Below are 15152 nucleotides of genomic sequence, written 5' to 3'. Positions count from 1 at the left end.
ACTTAACCCGCAACAGCAATACGTTTCATATCCGTCATATAACCGCGCAGTTTCTTACCAACCTGCTCAATCGCATGGCTGCGAATCGCATCATTTACATCACGCAGTTGCGCGTTATCTACCGCCCCTTCCGGAATAGCTTTACCCAGATCGCCAGGCTGCAGCTCTGCCATAAACGGTTTCAGCAGCGGTACACAAGCGTAAGAGAACAGATAGTTACCATATTCTGCGGTATCAGAGATAACCACGTTCATTTCGTACAGTCGCTTACGGGCGATGGTGTTGGCAATCAACGGCAGCTCGTGCAGTGATTCATAGTAAGCCGACTCTTCGATGATGCCGGAATCAACCATGGTTTCGAACGCCAGCTCAACGCCCGCTTTCACCATTGCGATCATCAGCACGCCTTTATCGAAGTACTCCTGCTCGCCGATTTTACCTTCATACTGCGGTGCGGTTTCGAACGCGGTTTTGCCGGTCTCTTCACGCCAGGTCAGCAGTTTCTTATCGTCATTGGCCCAGTCTGCCATCATGCCGGAGGAGAATTCGCCGGAGATGATATCGTCCATATGTTTCTGGAACAGCGGCGCCATGATCTCTTTCAGTTGTTCTGACAGCGCATAAGCACGCAGTTTCGCCGGGTTAGAGAGCCTGTCCATCATCAGGGTGATGCCGCCCTGTTTCAGTGCTTCGGTGATGGTTTCCCAACCGAACTGAATCAGTTTTTCTGCATATGCCGGATCAGTGCCTTCTTCTACCAGCTTGTCGAAGCACAGCAGAGAACCAGCCTGCAACATACCGCACAGGATAGTTTGTTCACCCATCAGGTCTGATTTAACTTCCGCAACGAAAGAGGATTCCAGAACGCCGGCACGATGACCGCCGGTTGCTGCCGCCCAGGCTTTAGCAATCGCCATGCCTTCACCTTTCGGATCGTTTTCCGGGTGAACGGCGATCAGCGTCGGTACGCCGAATCCACGTTTGTACTCTTCACGCACTTCGGTGCCAGGACATTTCGGCGCAACCATCACTACGGTGATGTCTTTACGGATCTGCTCGCCCACTTCTACGATATTGAAACCGTGAGAGTAACCCAGCGCCGCGCCATCTTTCATCAGCGGCTGAACAGAACGCACTACGTCGGAGTGCTGTTTGTCTGGCGTCAGGTTAACGACAAGATCCGCCTGCGGGATCAGCTCTTCGTAAGTGCCTACTTTAAAACCGTTTTCGGTCGCTTTACGCCAGGACGCTCGCTTTTCGGCAATCGCTTCTTTTCGCAGGGCATAGGAGATATCCAGACCAGAATCACGCATGTTCAGACCCTGGTTGAGACCCTGCGCGCCACAACCGACGATGACCACTTTTTTACCCTGAAGGTAGCTCGCGCCGTCAGCGAATTCGTCGCGCCCCATAAAGCGACATTTACCCAACTGTGCCAGCTGCTGGCGCAGATTCAGTGTATTGAAGTAGTTAGCCATGGTGATTCCTCGTGATGTTGTGCTTCTTATTGTTCGGTTCGCTGTTGAGCGAGAATGTCACCACATTACAACAGGAAATTTATTGCGGAAATTGATATATTCACAACGTCATATTGCAATTTCTGCAACGTCATAACCGGGGGTTAAGCCTGTGGATTTACGCGACCTGAAAATGTTTTTGCATCTGGCGGAAAGCCGCCATTTTGGCCGTAGCGCGCGGGCAATGCACGTCAGCCCCTCCACGCTTTCCCGACAGATTCAGCGGCTGGAAGAAGATATCGGCCAACCGCTTTTTGTACGCGATAACCGCACGGTAACGCTGACGGAAGCGGGCGAAGAGTTGCGCGTTTTCGCCCAGCAAACTCTGTTGCAGTATCAGCAATTGCGCCACACCATCGACCAGCAAGGGCCGTCGCTCTCTGGAGAATTACATATCTTCTGCTCGGTGACCGCCGCTTACAGTCATCTTCCACCGATTCTTGATCGCTTCCGCGCGGAACACCCGTCGGTGGAGATTAAACTCACTACCGGTGATGCGGCGGATGCAATGGAAAAAGTGGTTACCGGAGAAGCGGATCTGGCGATAGCCGGTAAGCCAGAGACTCTGCCAGGTGCGGTGGCATTTTCGATGCTGGAGAATCTGGCGGTGGTGCTGATCGCGCCTGCGCTGCCCTGCCCGGTGCGTAATCAGGTATCAGTCGAAAAGCCCGACTGGTCAACGGTGCCGTTTATCATGGCCGATCAGGGACCAGTACGCCGCCGCATTGAGCTGTGGTTTCGACGCAATAAAATCAGCAACCCGATGATTTACGCCACGGTTGGCGGGCATGAAGCGATGGTATCGATGGTGGCGCTTGGCTGCGGCGTGGCGCTGCTGCCAGAAGTGGTGCTGGATAATAGCCCTGAACCAGTACGTAACCGCGTGATGATTCTTGATCGCAGCGATGAGAAAACGCCGTTTGAGCTGGGCGTTTGTGCGCAGAAAAAGCGGCTACATGAGCCGCTGATTGAAACGTTCTGGAAGATTTTGCCGAACCATTAACCCGCCAAAAAGAACCTGAACGCCGGGTTATTAGTTTCGTCGTGGCAATCGTAGCCCAGCTCATTCAGCCGGGTTTCGAAATCCGGTTCATGGTCGCCAAGCTCGAACGCCGCCAGTACGCGCCCGTAGTCAGTACCGTGGCTGCGATAGTGGAACAGCGAGATGTTCCAGTGCGTACCCAGCGTGTTGAGGAAGCGCAGCAGCGCGCCCGGCGATTCCGGGAATTCGAAACTGTAGAGGCGCTCCTGCAACGGATGCGATGGACGACCGCCGACCATATAGCGCACATGCAGCTTCGCCATTTCGTCGTCGGAGAGATCAACCACGCTGTAGCCGCCGTCGTTAAGCATCTGCAAAATTTCTTTGCGCTCTTCGAGGCCGCGACTTAAGCGCACGCCGACAAAAATGCAGGCATTTTTCGCATCAGCAAAACGGTAGTTGAACTCGGTGACCGAACGCCCGCCAAGCAACTGGCAGAACTTCAGGAAGCTACCCTTTTCTTCTGGGATGGTTACTGCCAGCAACGCTTCACGCTGTTCGCCCAGTTCGCAACGTTCCGAGACGTAGCGCAAACCGTGGAAGTTCACGTTGGCACCAGAAAGAATATGTGCCAGTCGTTCACCACGAATGTTGTGCTGGGCGATATATTTTTTCATTCCCGCCAGCGCCAGTGCGCCAGAGGGTTCCGCCACTGCGCGCACATCTTCGAACAGATCTTTCATCGCTGCGCAGATGGCATCGCTATCGACAGTGATGATGTCGTCGAGGTACTCCCGACACAGGCGGAAAGTCTCATCGCCGATGCGTTTTACCGCAACACCTTCAGCAAACAGCCCCACGCGCGGCAGATCTACGGGATGACCGGCATCCAGCGCCGCTTTCAGACAGGCGGAATCTTCTGCTTCTACAGCGATAACTTTGATTTGCGGCATCAGTTGTTTGATCAGTACCGCTACGCCTGCCGCCAGGCCACCGCCACCAACCGGCACAAATACGCGGTCGAGATGGGCGTCCTGCTGGAGCAGTTCCAGCGCCAGTGTGCCCTGCCCGGCGATCACCATCGGATGATCGAACGGCGGCACCCAGGTGAAGCCCTGCTGCTGAGACAATTCAATCGCTTTCGCTTTTGCTTCGTCAAAGTTCGCGCCGTGAAGCAGCACCTCACCGCCGAAGCCGCGCACCGCGTCGACTTTGATGTCGGCGGTAGCAGTTGGCATGACGATCAGCGCCTTCACACCTAACCGAGCGGAGGAAAACGCGACACCTTGCGCATGGTTACCCGCCGAGGCGGTGATCACACCGTGCGCTTTCTGTTCTTCCGTCAGACCTGCCATCATGGCGTATGCGCCGCGCAGCTTGAAGCTGTGCACTGGCTGGCGGTCTTCGCGCTTCACCAGTATCACGTTATCAAGACGCGACGACAGTTTTTCCATTTTCTGTAGCGGCGTGACCTGTGCCGCTTCATAGACCGGCGCACGTAGCACCGCTCTTAAATATTCGGCACCTTCAGGGGCACCGGACAGGGGTTGCGAGTCAGCCATTATTAACCCCCCAGTTTCGATTTATCGCGCACCGCACCTTTGTCGGCGCTGGTCGCCAGGCTGGCGTAAGCGCGCAAAGCAAAGGAGACCTGACGTTCACGGTTTTTCGGCGTCCAGGCTTTGTCGCCACGGGCTTCCTGCGCTTCACGACGCGCCGCCAGTTCGGCATCGCTTACCTGCAACTGAATGCCACGGTTCGGAATGTCGATGGCGATCAGGTCACCATCTTCAATCAAGCCAATGCTACCGCCGCTTGCCGCTTCCGGCGATACGTGACCGATGGAAAGGCCAGACGTACCGCCAGAGAAACGACCGTCGGTGATCAGCGCACAGGCTTTGCCAAGACCCATCGATTTCAGGAAGCTGGTTGGGTAGAGCATTTCCTGCATCCCAGGGCCGCCTTTCGGGCCTTCGTAGCGAATAACAACCACATCGCCAGCGACAACTTTACCGCCAAGAATCGCTTCTACCGCATCGTCCTGGCTTTCGTACACTTTCGCCGGACCGGTGAATTTGAGAATACTGTCATCGACGCCCGCCGTTTTAACGATGCAGCCGTTTTCCGCGAAGTTGCCGTAAAGCACCGCCAGGCCGCCGTCTTTGCTGTAGGCGTGCTCCAGCGAGCGGATGCAGCCGTTAGCGCGATCGTCATCGAGAGAATCCCAACGGCAATCCTGCGAGAATGCCTGTGTAGTGCGGATTCCCGCCGGGCCAGCGCGGAACATATTTTTTACCGCGTCATCCTGGGTCAGCATAACGTCGTATTGTTCCAGCGTTTGCGACAAGGTCAGGCCGAGCACGTTTTTCACATCACGGTTCAGTAACCCAGCACGATCCAGCTCGCCAAGAATACCGATCACGCCACCAGCACGGTGAACATCTTCCATATGGTATTTTGGGGTGCTCGGCGCAACTTTGCACAACTGCGGGACTTTACGCGAAAGTTTGTCGATATCACTCATGGTGAAGTCGATTTCCGCTTCTTGTGCCGCCGCCAGCAGGTGAAGAACCGTGTTGGTAGAGCCGCCCATCGCGATATCCAGCGTCATGGCGTTTTCAAACGCCGCTTTACTGGCGATATTACGCGGCAGTGCGCTTTCGTCGTTTTGCTCGTAGTAACGTTTGGTTAATTCAACAATGCGTTTACCGGCATTAAGGAACAGCTGCTTACGGTCCGCGTGGGTTGCCAGTAGCGAGCCGTTGCCTGGCTGCGACAGACCCAGAGCTTCGGTCAGGCAGTTCATCGAGTTAGCAGTGAACATCCCGGAGCAGGAACCACAGGTTGGACAGGCCGAACGTTCAACCTGATCGCTCTGGGAGTCAGAAACTTTCGGATCTGCCCCCTGGATCATCGCATCAACCAGATCAAGCTTGATTAACTGATCGGATAGTTTGGTTTTCCCGGCCTCCATCGGGCCGCCGGAAACAAAGATCACCGGAATATTCAGGCGCAGAGAGGCCATCAGCATCCCTGGGGTGATTTTGTCGCAGTTAGAGATGCAAACCATGGCATCGGCGCAGTGAGCGTTGACCATATACTCAACGGAATCAGCGATCAGTTCGCGAGATGGCAGTGAATAAAGCATCCCCCCGTGGCCCATGGCGATCCCATCATCCACCGCAATGGTGTTGAACTCTTTGGCAACGCCACCAGCCGCTTCAATTTGTTCAGCGACCAGTTTACCGAGATCGCGCAGATGGACGTGACCCGGTACAAATTGAGTGAACGAGTTCACAACAGCGATAATCGGCTTGCCGAAATCGGCGTCGGTCATTCCGGTGGCGCGCCACAGCGCACGAGCACCCGCCATATTACGACCATGAGTGGTGGTGGCGGAACGGTACTTAGGCATACTTTATTTACTCCCAGTGTCTGTCTCGTAAATGGGACGGTGCGTGCCGTCCCATTTTTTGTATTTATTGATTAACCTGATCCAACCAGCCCCATTTATCTTCGGTTTCGCCGGTGAAGAGGCCGAAGAAGGCTTGCTGGATGCGTTTGGTGACCGGGCCACAACGGCCTTCACCCACCTGAATACCGTCGACGCTGCGCACTGGCGTGATTTCAGCCGCCGTACCGGACATAAACACTTCATCCGCCAGATACAGTGATTCACGCGACAGCACCTGCTCACGCACTTCAATTCCCAGCTCTTTCGCCAGTTTGATGATGGCGTCACGGGTAATACCCGGAAGCGCGGAAGAGGTGAACGGCGGGGTGAACAGCACGCCGTCTTTCACTTCAAACAGGTTTTCGCCTGCGCCTTCAGAGATGTAACCATTCACATCCAGCGCGATACCTTCCTGATAACCGTGGCGGCGCGCTTCGCTGCCAACCAGCAGGGAAGAGAGGTAGTTACCCCCCGCTTTCGCAGCGGTTGGAATGGTGTTTGGTGCCGCGCGGTTCCAGGAAGAAACCATCGCGTCGATCCCCTGTTCCAGGGCTTCCGCGCCCAGATAAGCTCCCCACGGGAAAGCGGCAATAATTACGTCGGTGGTGTATCCCGCTGGTGGGTTAACGCCCATGCCAACATCACCTACGAAGATCAGCGGACGGATATAGGCGCTGGTGAGATTGTTTTTACGGATCACTTCGCGGCAAGCTTCCATCAGCTCATCAATGTTCTGCGAAACCGGGAAGCGGTAAATTTTGGCGGAGTCACGCAGACGTTGCATATGCTCACGATGACGGAATACAACTGGCCCTTTATGCGAATCGTAGCAACGGATGCCTTCAAAAACCGAGGTGCCATAGTGCAGCGCGTGCGACATCACATGCACCTTCGCATCTTCCCAGCGAACCATCTCCCCATTGAACCAAATGTAATCAGCTTTCTTCGTGGTCATTTTTATATTCCTTTTGCGCTCAGGCGCGGATTTGTTGTGATGTGGTTGTGCTCTGGCAGATAGCAACGTGTGCGACGTCTACCAGTTTATTTAACTGACTAAACAGTAAGTCGACCGAACGCGGGCTGGCAACGGTCAATTCAATATTTATATTTTGTGCATCGCTGGCGGCAGCCATATTCATTGAGCAGACGTGGAAACCACGATGACGCACCACGCGTAAAACACGTTCTAAGGTTTCCGGATTGAAGCGAGCCGATACATTGACCTGATGTTGCATCATGATAATTTCTCCAACATTTCTGAATTACTGGCGCCAGGCGGCACCAGCGGCCAGACGTTCTCAAGTTCGTCGATTGAGACATGAAGCAGGTATGGCCCATCACTGTTCAGCATGGTGTCGAGTGCCGCTTCAACCTGGTCTTTACGGGTGATGTGTTGGCCAGGAATGCCGAAGGCGCTGGCTAACATGAGGAAATCGGGGTTATCGGTAAGGGTGGTTTCGCTATATCGTTCCTGGAAAAACAGTTGCTGCCATTGTCGAACCATCCCTAACCGCTGGTTATCGAGTAAGACGATTTTCAACGGTAACTGCTTGCGTTTTACGGTGCCCAGCTCTTGCACATTCATCATGAAAGAGCCGTCACCGGAGATACAGACGACGGTATCGTTCGGTCGCGCAACTTGTGCGCCAACCGCCGCCGGTAAACCGAAGCCCATAGTGCCTAAACCGCTTGAAGTGATGAAATTTTCCGGGCGAGTGTGGGCGATGTGCTGCGCAGCCCACATCTGATGCTGCCCCACATCAGTGGTCACGACGCAATCCGCAGGTTTACGATCCGACAGTTGTTTTAACAACAACGGCGCGTAGATAGCATCTCCAGGATGATCGTAACGCCAGGCATGTTCACTACGCATTTGTGCGCAGTATTGCTGCCATTCATCGATATTTAACGATTGCTGTAACGCAGGCAACAGCGTGTTTAAATCGCCTTGTAATGCCACATGCGCCTGACGCAGCTTGTTCATTTCTGCCGGGTCGATATCCATATGGATCACGCTGGCGTGTGGCGCGAACGTGTTAAGTTTGCCGGTAACCCGGTCATCAAAACGAGCCCCCACGGCGATCAGCAGGTCACATTCCTGCACTGCGAAGTTCGCCGCTTTGGTGCCGTGCATCCCCAGCATCCCCAGATAGTACGGATAATCCGCATCGACTGCGCCCAGCCCTTTCAGCGTGCAGGTGGCAGGCATTTTTGTGGCAGCGAGAAATTCATGCAGAGCAGGAACCGCCTGCGCCATACCCACGCCGCCGCCAACATACAGCATCGGTTTTTGCGCTTTTGCCAGCATCTGGCGCGCTTGCTCGACTTCGGCATGTGGGAAAGTCACTTCGTTTTCAACGGTGGTGAACCAAGGTTCCAGGTCACCGCTGGCTAACTGGATATCTTTAGGGATATCGACCAGAACCGGACCGGGACGACCTGAGCTGGCGACATCAAACGCTTCGGTCATGATGCGCGGCAACTCTTCCAGCGACTGTACCAGGAAGCTGTGTTTGGTACAGGCTAACGACAATCCCAGGACATCCACTTCCTGAAATGCGTCGGTGCCGATGAACGGTGCGGACACCTGACCGGTGATCGCAACGACAGGGATGGAATCTAACAGCGCATCTGCCAGACCAGTGATCAGGTTGGTTGCGCCAGGGCCAGATGTGGCGATGCACACACCAGTTCTGCCGGTAGCACGGGCATAACCGATAGCCGCCATTACCGCGCCCTGTTCATGCCGGCACAGCAAGTGTTCCACGCCACCGTCATACAATGCATCGTAAACAGGCATAATTGCGCCACCCGGATAACCGAAAACGGTGTTCACACCCTGTGCCCGCAAAGCATGTACCACCCACTGTGCGCCATTCATAGTTAGTTCCCCGTCCTGAATCTTGAGAAACAGAATTTTGTGCTGTTATTCATTGTCTGCTCCTCGATTATGTTTTTAAGGTCAAAAAAAACCCCCGGACCTTTCGGTGCGGGGGTCTTAGTTCGTTAAGGCTTGATCTCTAAGCCTTTCCTCGTCCAAGTGCAGCCCCGCACGGTGGGATAATAATCACCACCACGCTAATCACGACCAGGCTAATCACTCGTAGAAGGGCTGTCATTTTGTCTTTTCTTGCATCTTGTTCGAAGGAATGCCTAAAGAGTTACCATAGATTTTGCGAATAGCACAAGATATTTTTTATCCGATTCTTATGACTCTCATAATAATTTCTATAAAAACCATTGTTTTTTATATGAAAATTTGTGAGTGAAAAAAATTCAATTTCCGTATAATTCTCGCGCTCTTTGAGTGACTATTTTTTGTGCTTTTTATTTTTGCGAGAGTGATTCCATCACTAATACAACTCAAATTACTTTGCATAAATAAACGGGAATCAGCCGCTAAATAACACAATTTCGCAGACTACAGCAGGGATCTCTTATGTTCATAATGGTGGCTTAAGGAGGACTTATGTCACTGTCAATTGTTCATACTCGTGCCGCCCTGGGAGTAAACGCTCCCCCGATCACTGTTGAGGTACATATCAGTAAAGGTCTACCAGGATTAACAATGGTGGGCTTACCAGAAACAACGGTAAAAGAAGCCCGCGATCGCGTACGCAGCGCCATTATCAATAGCGGATATGAATATCCGGCGAAAAAAATCACCATTAACCTTGCTCCTGCCGATCTACCGAAAGAAGGAGGGCGATATGATTTACCTATCGCCATTGCATTGCTGGCGGCCTCTGAACAGCTTACAGCGAATCAGTTGGATGAATATGAATTAGTGGGCGAACTGGCGCTTACGGGCGCTCTGCGTGGTGTTCCAGGCGCAATATCCAGCGCAACTGAAGCCATTAAGTCAGGCAGAAAGATTATCGTCGCGAAAGACAACGAAGCTGAAGTGGGGCTAATTAACGGTGAAGGGTGTCTGATAGCTGATCATCTACAAACTGTCTGTGCGTTTCTGGAAGGTAAACATTCTCTCGAACGTCCTAAATCAACTGATGCCGTATCCAGTGTATTACAACATGATCTCAGTGATGTTGTGGGTCAGGAGCAAGGAAAGCGAGGACTGGAAATTACTGCTGCTGGCGGACACAACCTTTTACTGATTGGGCCGCCGGGAACAGGTAAAACAATGCTCGCCAGCCGTATTAATGGCCTGTTGCCAGATTTAAGCAATGAAGAGGCACTGGAGAGTGCCGCAATATTAAGTCTGGTAAATGCCGAATCAGTGCAAAAACAATGGCGGCAGCGCCCGTTCCGTTCACCGCACCACAGTGCGTCGTTAACAGCGATGGTGGGCGGTGGTGCAATTCCCGGGCCTGGTGAAATTTCGCTGGCGCATAACGGCGTACTTTTTCTTGATGAACTACCTGAATTTGAACGGCGTACACTGGATGCCTTGCGGGAACCCATAGAGTCAGGGCAAATCCATCTTTCACGCACACGAGCAAAAATAACCTATCCAGCCCGTTTCCAGCTTGTTGCGGCGATGAATCCCAGCCCAACAGGACATTATCAAGGGAACCATAACCGCTGCACGCCGGAACAAACGCTGCGCTATCTCAACCGACTCTCCGGTCCCTTTCTTGACCGCTTTGACCTCTCACTGGAGATCCCGCTACCGCCACCCGGTATTTTGAGCAAAGCGGTCATTCAGGGGGAAAGCAGCGCCACCGTTAAACAACGTGTAATGGCCGCCAGAGAGCGCCAATTTAAGCGGCAGAATAAACTGAATGCCTGGCTGGATAGTCCGGAAATACGACAATTTTGCAAGCTTGAGAGCGAGGACGCACAGTGGCTGGAAGAAACGCTAATCCATCTGGGGTTATCGATTCGTGCCTGGCAGCGGTTACTGAAAGTATCAAGAACCATAGCTGATATTGATCAGTCTGACGCCATCACACGTCAGCATTTACAAGAGGCTGTAAGTTATCGGGCTATCGACCGTTTGCTCATCCATTTGCAAAAGCTGCTGACGTAAAAAAAGGGCATTTCGCCCTTTTTATTAATCGTCGGAATCGGTGTAGTCTTCAGCACCTTCGACCTGCGGTTTACCGCCGGAAAGAGTGTGAAAACGTTTTGGACGCTTGATACGCGTCATATACTTGGACCACACGCGTTCTGCTTCTGTCACTGGCTCACGTTCGCCACGGCATACTGCTACGAAGAGTTTCTCTTCCTCGGTAACCGGCTCGCGTTTGCCGAGATCCAGCTCATTGAAGGCATAACCATGACGTTCAAGCAGTTGTGCCTCTTTGATGGTGAAATCACCATGACGAGAGAATCCACGTGGATAATGTTTATTGTCGAAATATCGATTAGTCGTCGTAAAGCTTTCCGCCATCCTGCACGCTCCTAATTCTTTGACCGAGCTAGTTATGGCGCGGAGTATTAGTTACGCTTGACAGAGTGTAAAACAAAACATTTAAATCATAACGACAAATAATTTTGCGGAGAGCACTGTGGATACGGAATTGTTAAAAACTTTCCTGGAAGTTAGCCGAACGCGTCACTTTGGCCGAGCGGCTGAATCGCTCTATCTGACCCAGTCAGCAGTGAGCTTTCGGATCAGACAACTAGAAAATCAGCTGGGTGTGAATCTTTTCACCCGTCACAGAAACAATATCCGTTTAACCGCAGCCGGTGAAAAGCTTTTGCCTTATGCAGAAACACTCATGAGCACCTGGCAGACCGCTCGTAAGGAGGTAGCGCATACCTCACGACATAATGAGTTTTCTATCGGTGCCAGCGCCTCGTTGTGGGAATGTGTGCTTAATCAGTGGCTGGGACGCTTGTATCAAAATCAGGATGCCCATACAGGCTTACAGTTCGAAGCGCGAATTGCCCAACGGCAGTCTCTGGTAAAACAGTTGCATGAACGCCAGCTTGATCTTCTTATTACTACTGAAGCACCCAAAATGGATGAATTTAGTAGTCAGTTACTGGGGCATTTTACTTTAGCACTCTATACCAGTGCCCCTTCTAAGCTAAAAGGTGAGCTTAACTATCTCCGTCTGGAATGGGGGCCGGATTTTCAACAACATGAGGCTGGTTTGATCGGTGCTGATGAAGTTCCAATGCTAACAACCAGTTCTGCTGAACTGGCACAGCAACAGATTGCGATGCTTAATGGTTGCACATGGCTACCGGTGAGTTGGGCACGTAAGAAAGGCGGACTGCATACCGTTGTCGACAGCACAACTCTTTCACGACCGCTCTATGCCATATGGCTGCAAAATAGCGATAAAAATGCGTTGATTCGCGATCTATTGAAAATTAACGTACTGGATGATGTGTATTAATCAAAATGGCCGGCAAGGATGCCGGTGGAAGGATTTACTTCGGAGAGGGTTATTTCAGACAAAAAAAATCCTTAGCTTTCGCTAAGGATGATTTCTGGCAGGGGCGGAGAGACTCGAACTCCCAACACCCGGTTTTGGAGACCGGTGCTCTACCAATTGAACTACGCCCCTAATTAGGGTGGCGGAACGGACGGGACTCGAACCCGCGACCCCCTGCGTGACAGGCAGGTATTCTAACCGACTGAACTACCGCTCCACCGAATTCTTTTACAACCACCGGTTTTATGACCGGCTTACTGCTTAATTTGATGCCTGGCAGTTCCCTACTCTCGCATGGGGAGACCCCACACTACCATCGGCGCTACGGCGTTTCACTTCTGAGTTCGGCATGGGGTCAGGTGGGACCACCGCGCTACGGCCGCCAGGCAAATTCTGTTTTATCAACACGTCTTTCTTCGACCTGTCGATTTAATCTGTATCAGGCTGAAAATCTTCTCTCAATCCGCCAAAACACCTTCGGCGTTGTAAGGTTAAGCCTCACGGTTCATTAGTACCGGTTAGCTCAACGCATCGCTGCGCTTACACACCCGGCCTATCAACGTCGTCGTCTTCAACGTTCCTTCAGGACTCTCAAGGAGTCAGGGAGAACTCATCTCGGGGCAAGTTTCGTGCTTAGATGCTTTCAGCACTTATCTCTTCCGCATTTAGCTACCGGGCAGTGCCATTGGCATGACAACCCGAACACCAGTGATGCGTCCACTCCGGTCCTCTCGTACTAGGAGCAGCCCCCCTCAGTTCTCCAGCGCCCACGGCAGATAGGGACCGAACTGTCTCACGACGTTCTAAACCCAGCTCGCGTACCACTTTAAATGGCGAACAGCCATACCCTTGGGACCTACTTCAGCCCCAGGATGTGATGAGCCGACATCGAGGTGCCAAACACCGCCGTCGATATGAACTCTTGGGCGGTATCAGCCTGTTATCCCCGGAGTACCTTTTATCCGTTGAGCGATGGCCCTTCCATTCAGAACCACCGGATCACTATGACCTGCTTTCGCACCTGCTCGCGCCGTCACGCTCGCAGTCAAGCTGGCTTATGCCATTGCACTAACCTCCTGATGTCCGACCAGGATTAGCCAACCTTCGTGCTCCTCCGTTACTCTTTAGGAGGAGACCGCCCCAGTCAAACTACCCACCAGACACTGTCCGCAACCCGGATCACGGGTCCACGTTAGAACATCAAACATTAAAGGGTGGTATTTCAAGGTCGGCTCCACGCAGACTGGCGTCCACGCTTCAAAGCCTCCCACCTATCCTACACATCAAGGCTCAATGTTCAGTGTCAAGCTATAGTAAAGGTTCACGGGGTCTTTCCGTCTTGCCGCGGGTACACTGCATCTTCACAGCGAGTTCAATTTCACTGAGTCTCGGGTGGAGACAGCCTGGCCATCATTACGCCATTCGTGCAGGTCGGAACTTACCCGACAAGGAATTTCGCTACCTTAGGACCGTTATAGTTACGGCCGCCGTTTACCGGGGCTTCGATCAAGAGCTTCGCCTTGCGGCTGACCCCATCAATTAACCTTCCGGCACCGGGCAGGCGTCACACCGTATACGTCCACTTTCGTGTTTGCACAGTGCTGTGTTTTTAATAAACAGTTGCAGCCAGCTGGTATCTTCGACTGATTTCAGCTCCACGGGTAAACCGCTTCACCTACATATCAGCGTGCCTTCTCCCGAAGTTACGGCACCATTTTGCCTAGTTCCTTCACCCGAGTTCTCTCAAGCGCCTTGGTATTCTCTACCTGACCACCTGTGTCGGTTTGGGGTACGATTTGATGTTACCTGATGCTTAGAGGCTTTTCCTGGAAGCAGGGCATTTGTTGCTTCAGCACCGTAGTGCCTCGTCATCACGCCTCAGCCTTGATTTTCCGGATTTGCCTGGAAAACCAGCCTACACGCTTAAACCGGGACAACCGTCGCCCGGCCAACATAGCCTTCTCCGTCCCCCCTTCGCAGTAACACCAAGTACAGGAATATTAACCTGTTTCCCATCGACTACGCCTTTCGGCCTCGCCTTAGGGGTCGACTCACCCTGCCCCGATTAACGTTGGACAGGAACCCTTGGTCTTCCGGCGAGCGGGCTTTTCACCCGCTTTATCGTTACTTATGTCAGCATTCGCACTTCTGATACCTCCAGCAACCCTCACAGGCCACCTTCACAGGCTTACAGAACGCTCCCCTACCCAACAACGCATAAGCGTCGCTGCCGCAGCTTCGGTGCATGGTTTAGCCCCGTTACATCTTCCGCGCAGGCCGACTCGACCAGTGAGCTATTACGCTTTCTTTAAATGATGGCTGCTTCTAAGCCAACATCCTGGCTGTCTGGGCCTTCCCACATCGTTTCCCACTTAACCATGACTTTGGGACCTTAGCTGGCGGTCTGGGTTGTTTCCCTCTTCACGACGGACGTTAGCACCCGCCGTGTGTCTCCCGTGATAACATTCTCCGGTATTCGCAGTTTGCATCGGGTTGGTAAGTCGGGATGACCCCCTTGCCGAAACAGTGCTCTACCCCCGGAGATGAATTCACGAGGCGCTACCTAAATAGCTTTCGGGGAGAACCAGCTATCTCCCGGTTTGATTGGCCTTTCCCCCCCAGCCACAAGTCATCCGCTAATTTTTCAACATTAGTCGGTTCGGTCCTCCAGTTAGTGTTACCCAACCTTCAACCTGCCCATGGCTAGATCACCGGGTTTCGGGTCTATACCCTGCAACTTAACGCCCAGTTAAGACTCGGTTTCCCTTCGGCTCCCCTATTCGGTTAACCTTGCTACAGAATATAAGTCGCTGACCCATTATACAAAAGGTACGCAGTCACCCCATAAA

The 15152-nt window shown here is 52.7% G+C and carries 12 protein-coding genes, 2 tRNA genes and 2 rRNA genes; 3 read left to right on the top strand and 13 right to left on the bottom strand.

The window, feature by feature from the left end:
- Positions 1-2 precede the first annotated feature (2 nt).
- Positions 3-1478 (bottom strand): ketol-acid reductoisomerase, encoded by a 1476-nt coding sequence (gene ilvC, locus WC5_RS14740; protein WP_000024944.1) that lies wholly within the window; start codon positions 1476-1478, stop codon positions 3-5.
- A gap of 151 nt (positions 1479-1629) precedes the next feature.
- Here ilvC and ilvY point away from each other — a divergent pair, with 151 nt between their 5' ends.
- Positions 1630-2520 (top strand): HTH-type transcriptional activator IlvY, encoded by an 891-nt coding sequence (ilvY, locus tag WC5_RS14745; RefSeq protein ID WP_000365753.1) that lies wholly within the window; start codon positions 1630-1632, stop codon positions 2518-2520.
- Here the strand turns inward: ilvY and ilvA are convergent.
- From ilvA to ilvL, 7 genes are all read right to left on the bottom strand, one after another.
- A complete protein-coding gene (gene ilvA, locus WC5_RS14750; protein WP_000785603.1) occupies positions 2517-4061 on the bottom strand; it encodes a threonine ammonia-lyase, biosynthetic in 1545 nt (514 codons plus the stop codon). The two genes, ilvY and ilvA, sit on opposite strands and share 4 nt — an antisense overlap.
- Before the next feature lie 2 nt (positions 4062-4063).
- Positions 4064-5914 (bottom strand): dihydroxy-acid dehydratase, encoded by a 1851-nt coding sequence (ilvD, locus tag WC5_RS14755; protein ID WP_001127416.1) that lies wholly within the window; start codon positions 5912-5914, stop codon positions 4064-4066.
- 64 nt (positions 5915-5978) lie between these two features.
- On the bottom strand, positions 5979-6908 hold the full coding sequence (gene ilvE / locus WC5_RS14760; RefSeq protein ID WP_000208526.1) for a branched-chain-amino-acid transaminase: 930 nt from the start codon (positions 6906-6908) through the stop codon (positions 5979-5981).
- A 19-nt stretch (positions 6909-6927) separates the two neighbouring features.
- On the bottom strand, positions 6928-7191 hold the full coding sequence (gene ilvM, locus WC5_RS14765; RefSeq protein WP_000983255.1) for an acetolactate synthase 2 small subunit: 264 nt from the start codon (positions 7189-7191) through the stop codon (positions 6928-6930).
- Positions 7188-8834, bottom strand: coding sequence for an acetolactate synthase 2 catalytic subunit (ilvG, locus tag WC5_RS14770; RefSeq protein WP_001012644.1), 1647 nt, complete (start codon positions 8832-8834; stop codon positions 7188-7190). Before ilvG ends, ilvM begins: the two co-directional genes overlap by 4 nt.
- Positions 8835-8836: 2 nt before the next feature.
- Positions 8837-8887 (bottom strand): peptide IlvX, encoded by a 51-nt coding sequence (ilvX, locus tag WC5_RS25235; protein ID WP_001387183.1) that lies wholly within the window; start codon positions 8885-8887, stop codon positions 8837-8839.
- An 86-nt stretch (positions 8888-8973) separates the two neighbouring features.
- On the bottom strand, positions 8974-9072 hold the full coding sequence (gene ilvL, locus WC5_RS0122050) for an ilv operon leader peptide (RefSeq protein WP_001311244.1): 99 nt from the start codon (positions 9070-9072) through the stop codon (positions 8974-8976).
- Positions 9073-9422: 350 nt separating this feature from the next.
- Here ilvL and WC5_RS14775 point away from each other — a divergent pair, with 350 nt between their 5' ends.
- The gene (locus WC5_RS14775) at positions 9423-10943 is read left to right on the top strand and encodes a YifB family Mg chelatase-like AAA ATPase (protein ID WP_000059004.1); all 1521 of its coding nucleotides are present in this window, start codon (positions 9423-9425) and stop codon (positions 10941-10943) included.
- Between the two features lie 24 nt (positions 10944-10967).
- Here the strand turns inward: WC5_RS14775 and maoP are convergent, their stop codons facing one another.
- Positions 10968-11306, bottom strand: a complete 339-nt coding sequence (maoP, locus tag WC5_RS14780) for a macrodomain Ori organization protein MaoP (protein ID WP_000841001.1) — start codon at positions 11304-11306, stop codon at positions 10968-10970.
- A gap of 118 nt (positions 11307-11424) precedes the next feature.
- Here maoP and hdfR point away from each other — a divergent pair, with 118 nt between their 5' ends.
- Positions 11425-12264 carry an HTH-type transcriptional regulator HdfR gene (hdfR, locus tag WC5_RS14785; protein WP_000379263.1) on the top strand — a complete coding sequence of 280 codons (840 nt, stop codon included), beginning with the start codon at positions 11425-11427 and terminating at the stop codon, positions 12262-12264.
- 95 nt (positions 12265-12359) lie between these two features.
- Here hdfR and WC5_RS14790 read toward each other — a convergent pair.
- The 4 genes from WC5_RS14790 to WC5_RS23755 form a co-directional block, all read right to left on the bottom strand.
- Positions 12360-12435 (bottom strand) — tRNA-Trp (locus WC5_RS14790).
- An 8-nt stretch (positions 12436-12443) separates the two neighbouring features.
- Positions 12444-12520: transfer RNA gene (locus tag WC5_RS14795), tRNA-Asp, on the bottom strand.
- Between the two features lie 54 nt (positions 12521-12574).
- Positions 12575-12690: ribosomal RNA gene (gene rrf / locus WC5_RS14800) — 5S ribosomal RNA — on the bottom strand.
- A gap of 100 nt (positions 12691-12790) precedes the next feature.
- Positions 12791-15152, bottom strand: a 23S ribosomal RNA gene (locus WC5_RS23755).

This window comes from Escherichia sp. KTE114, from assembly GCF_000407765.1.
GTDB lineage: Bacteria > Pseudomonadota > Gammaproteobacteria > Enterobacterales > Enterobacteriaceae > Escherichia > Escherichia ruysiae.
This window is presented reverse-complemented; position numbering and strand designations above follow the sequence as displayed.

What these genes read in the sequence shown, in the direction of transcription:
- ilvL (WP_001311244.1), bottom strand. Translation starts at nt 9,072, where the DNA reads ATGACAGCCCTTCTACGAGTGATTAGCCTGGTCGTGATTAGCGTGGTG.
- maoP (WP_000841001.1), bottom strand. Translation starts at nt 11,306, where the DNA reads ATGGCGGAAAGCTTTACGACGACTAATCGATATTTCGACAATAAACAT.
- ilvC (WP_000024944.1), bottom strand. Translation starts at nt 1,478, where the DNA reads ATGGCTAACTACTTCAATACACTGAATCTGCGCCAGCAGCTGGCACAG.
- ilvE (WP_000208526.1), bottom strand. Translation starts at nt 6,908, where the DNA reads ATGACCACGAAGAAAGCTGATTACATTTGGTTCAATGGGGAGATGGTT.
- ilvD (WP_001127416.1), bottom strand. Translation starts at nt 5,914, where the DNA reads ATGCCTAAGTACCGTTCCGCCACCACCACTCATGGTCGTAATATGGCG.
- WC5_RS14775 (WP_000059004.1), top strand. Translation starts at nt 9,423, where the DNA reads ATGTCACTGTCAATTGTTCATACTCGTGCCGCCCTGGGAGTAAACGCT.
- ilvA (WP_000785603.1), bottom strand. Translation starts at nt 4,061, where the DNA reads ATGGCTGACTCGCAACCCCTGTCCGGTGCCCCTGAAGGTGCCGAATAT.
- ilvG (WP_001012644.1), bottom strand. Translation starts at nt 8,834, where the DNA reads ATGAATGGCGCACAGTGGGTGGTACATGCTTTGCGGGCACAGGGTGTG.
- ilvM (WP_000983255.1), bottom strand. Translation starts at nt 7,191, where the DNA reads ATGATGCAACATCAGGTCAATGTATCGGCTCGCTTCAATCCGGAAACC.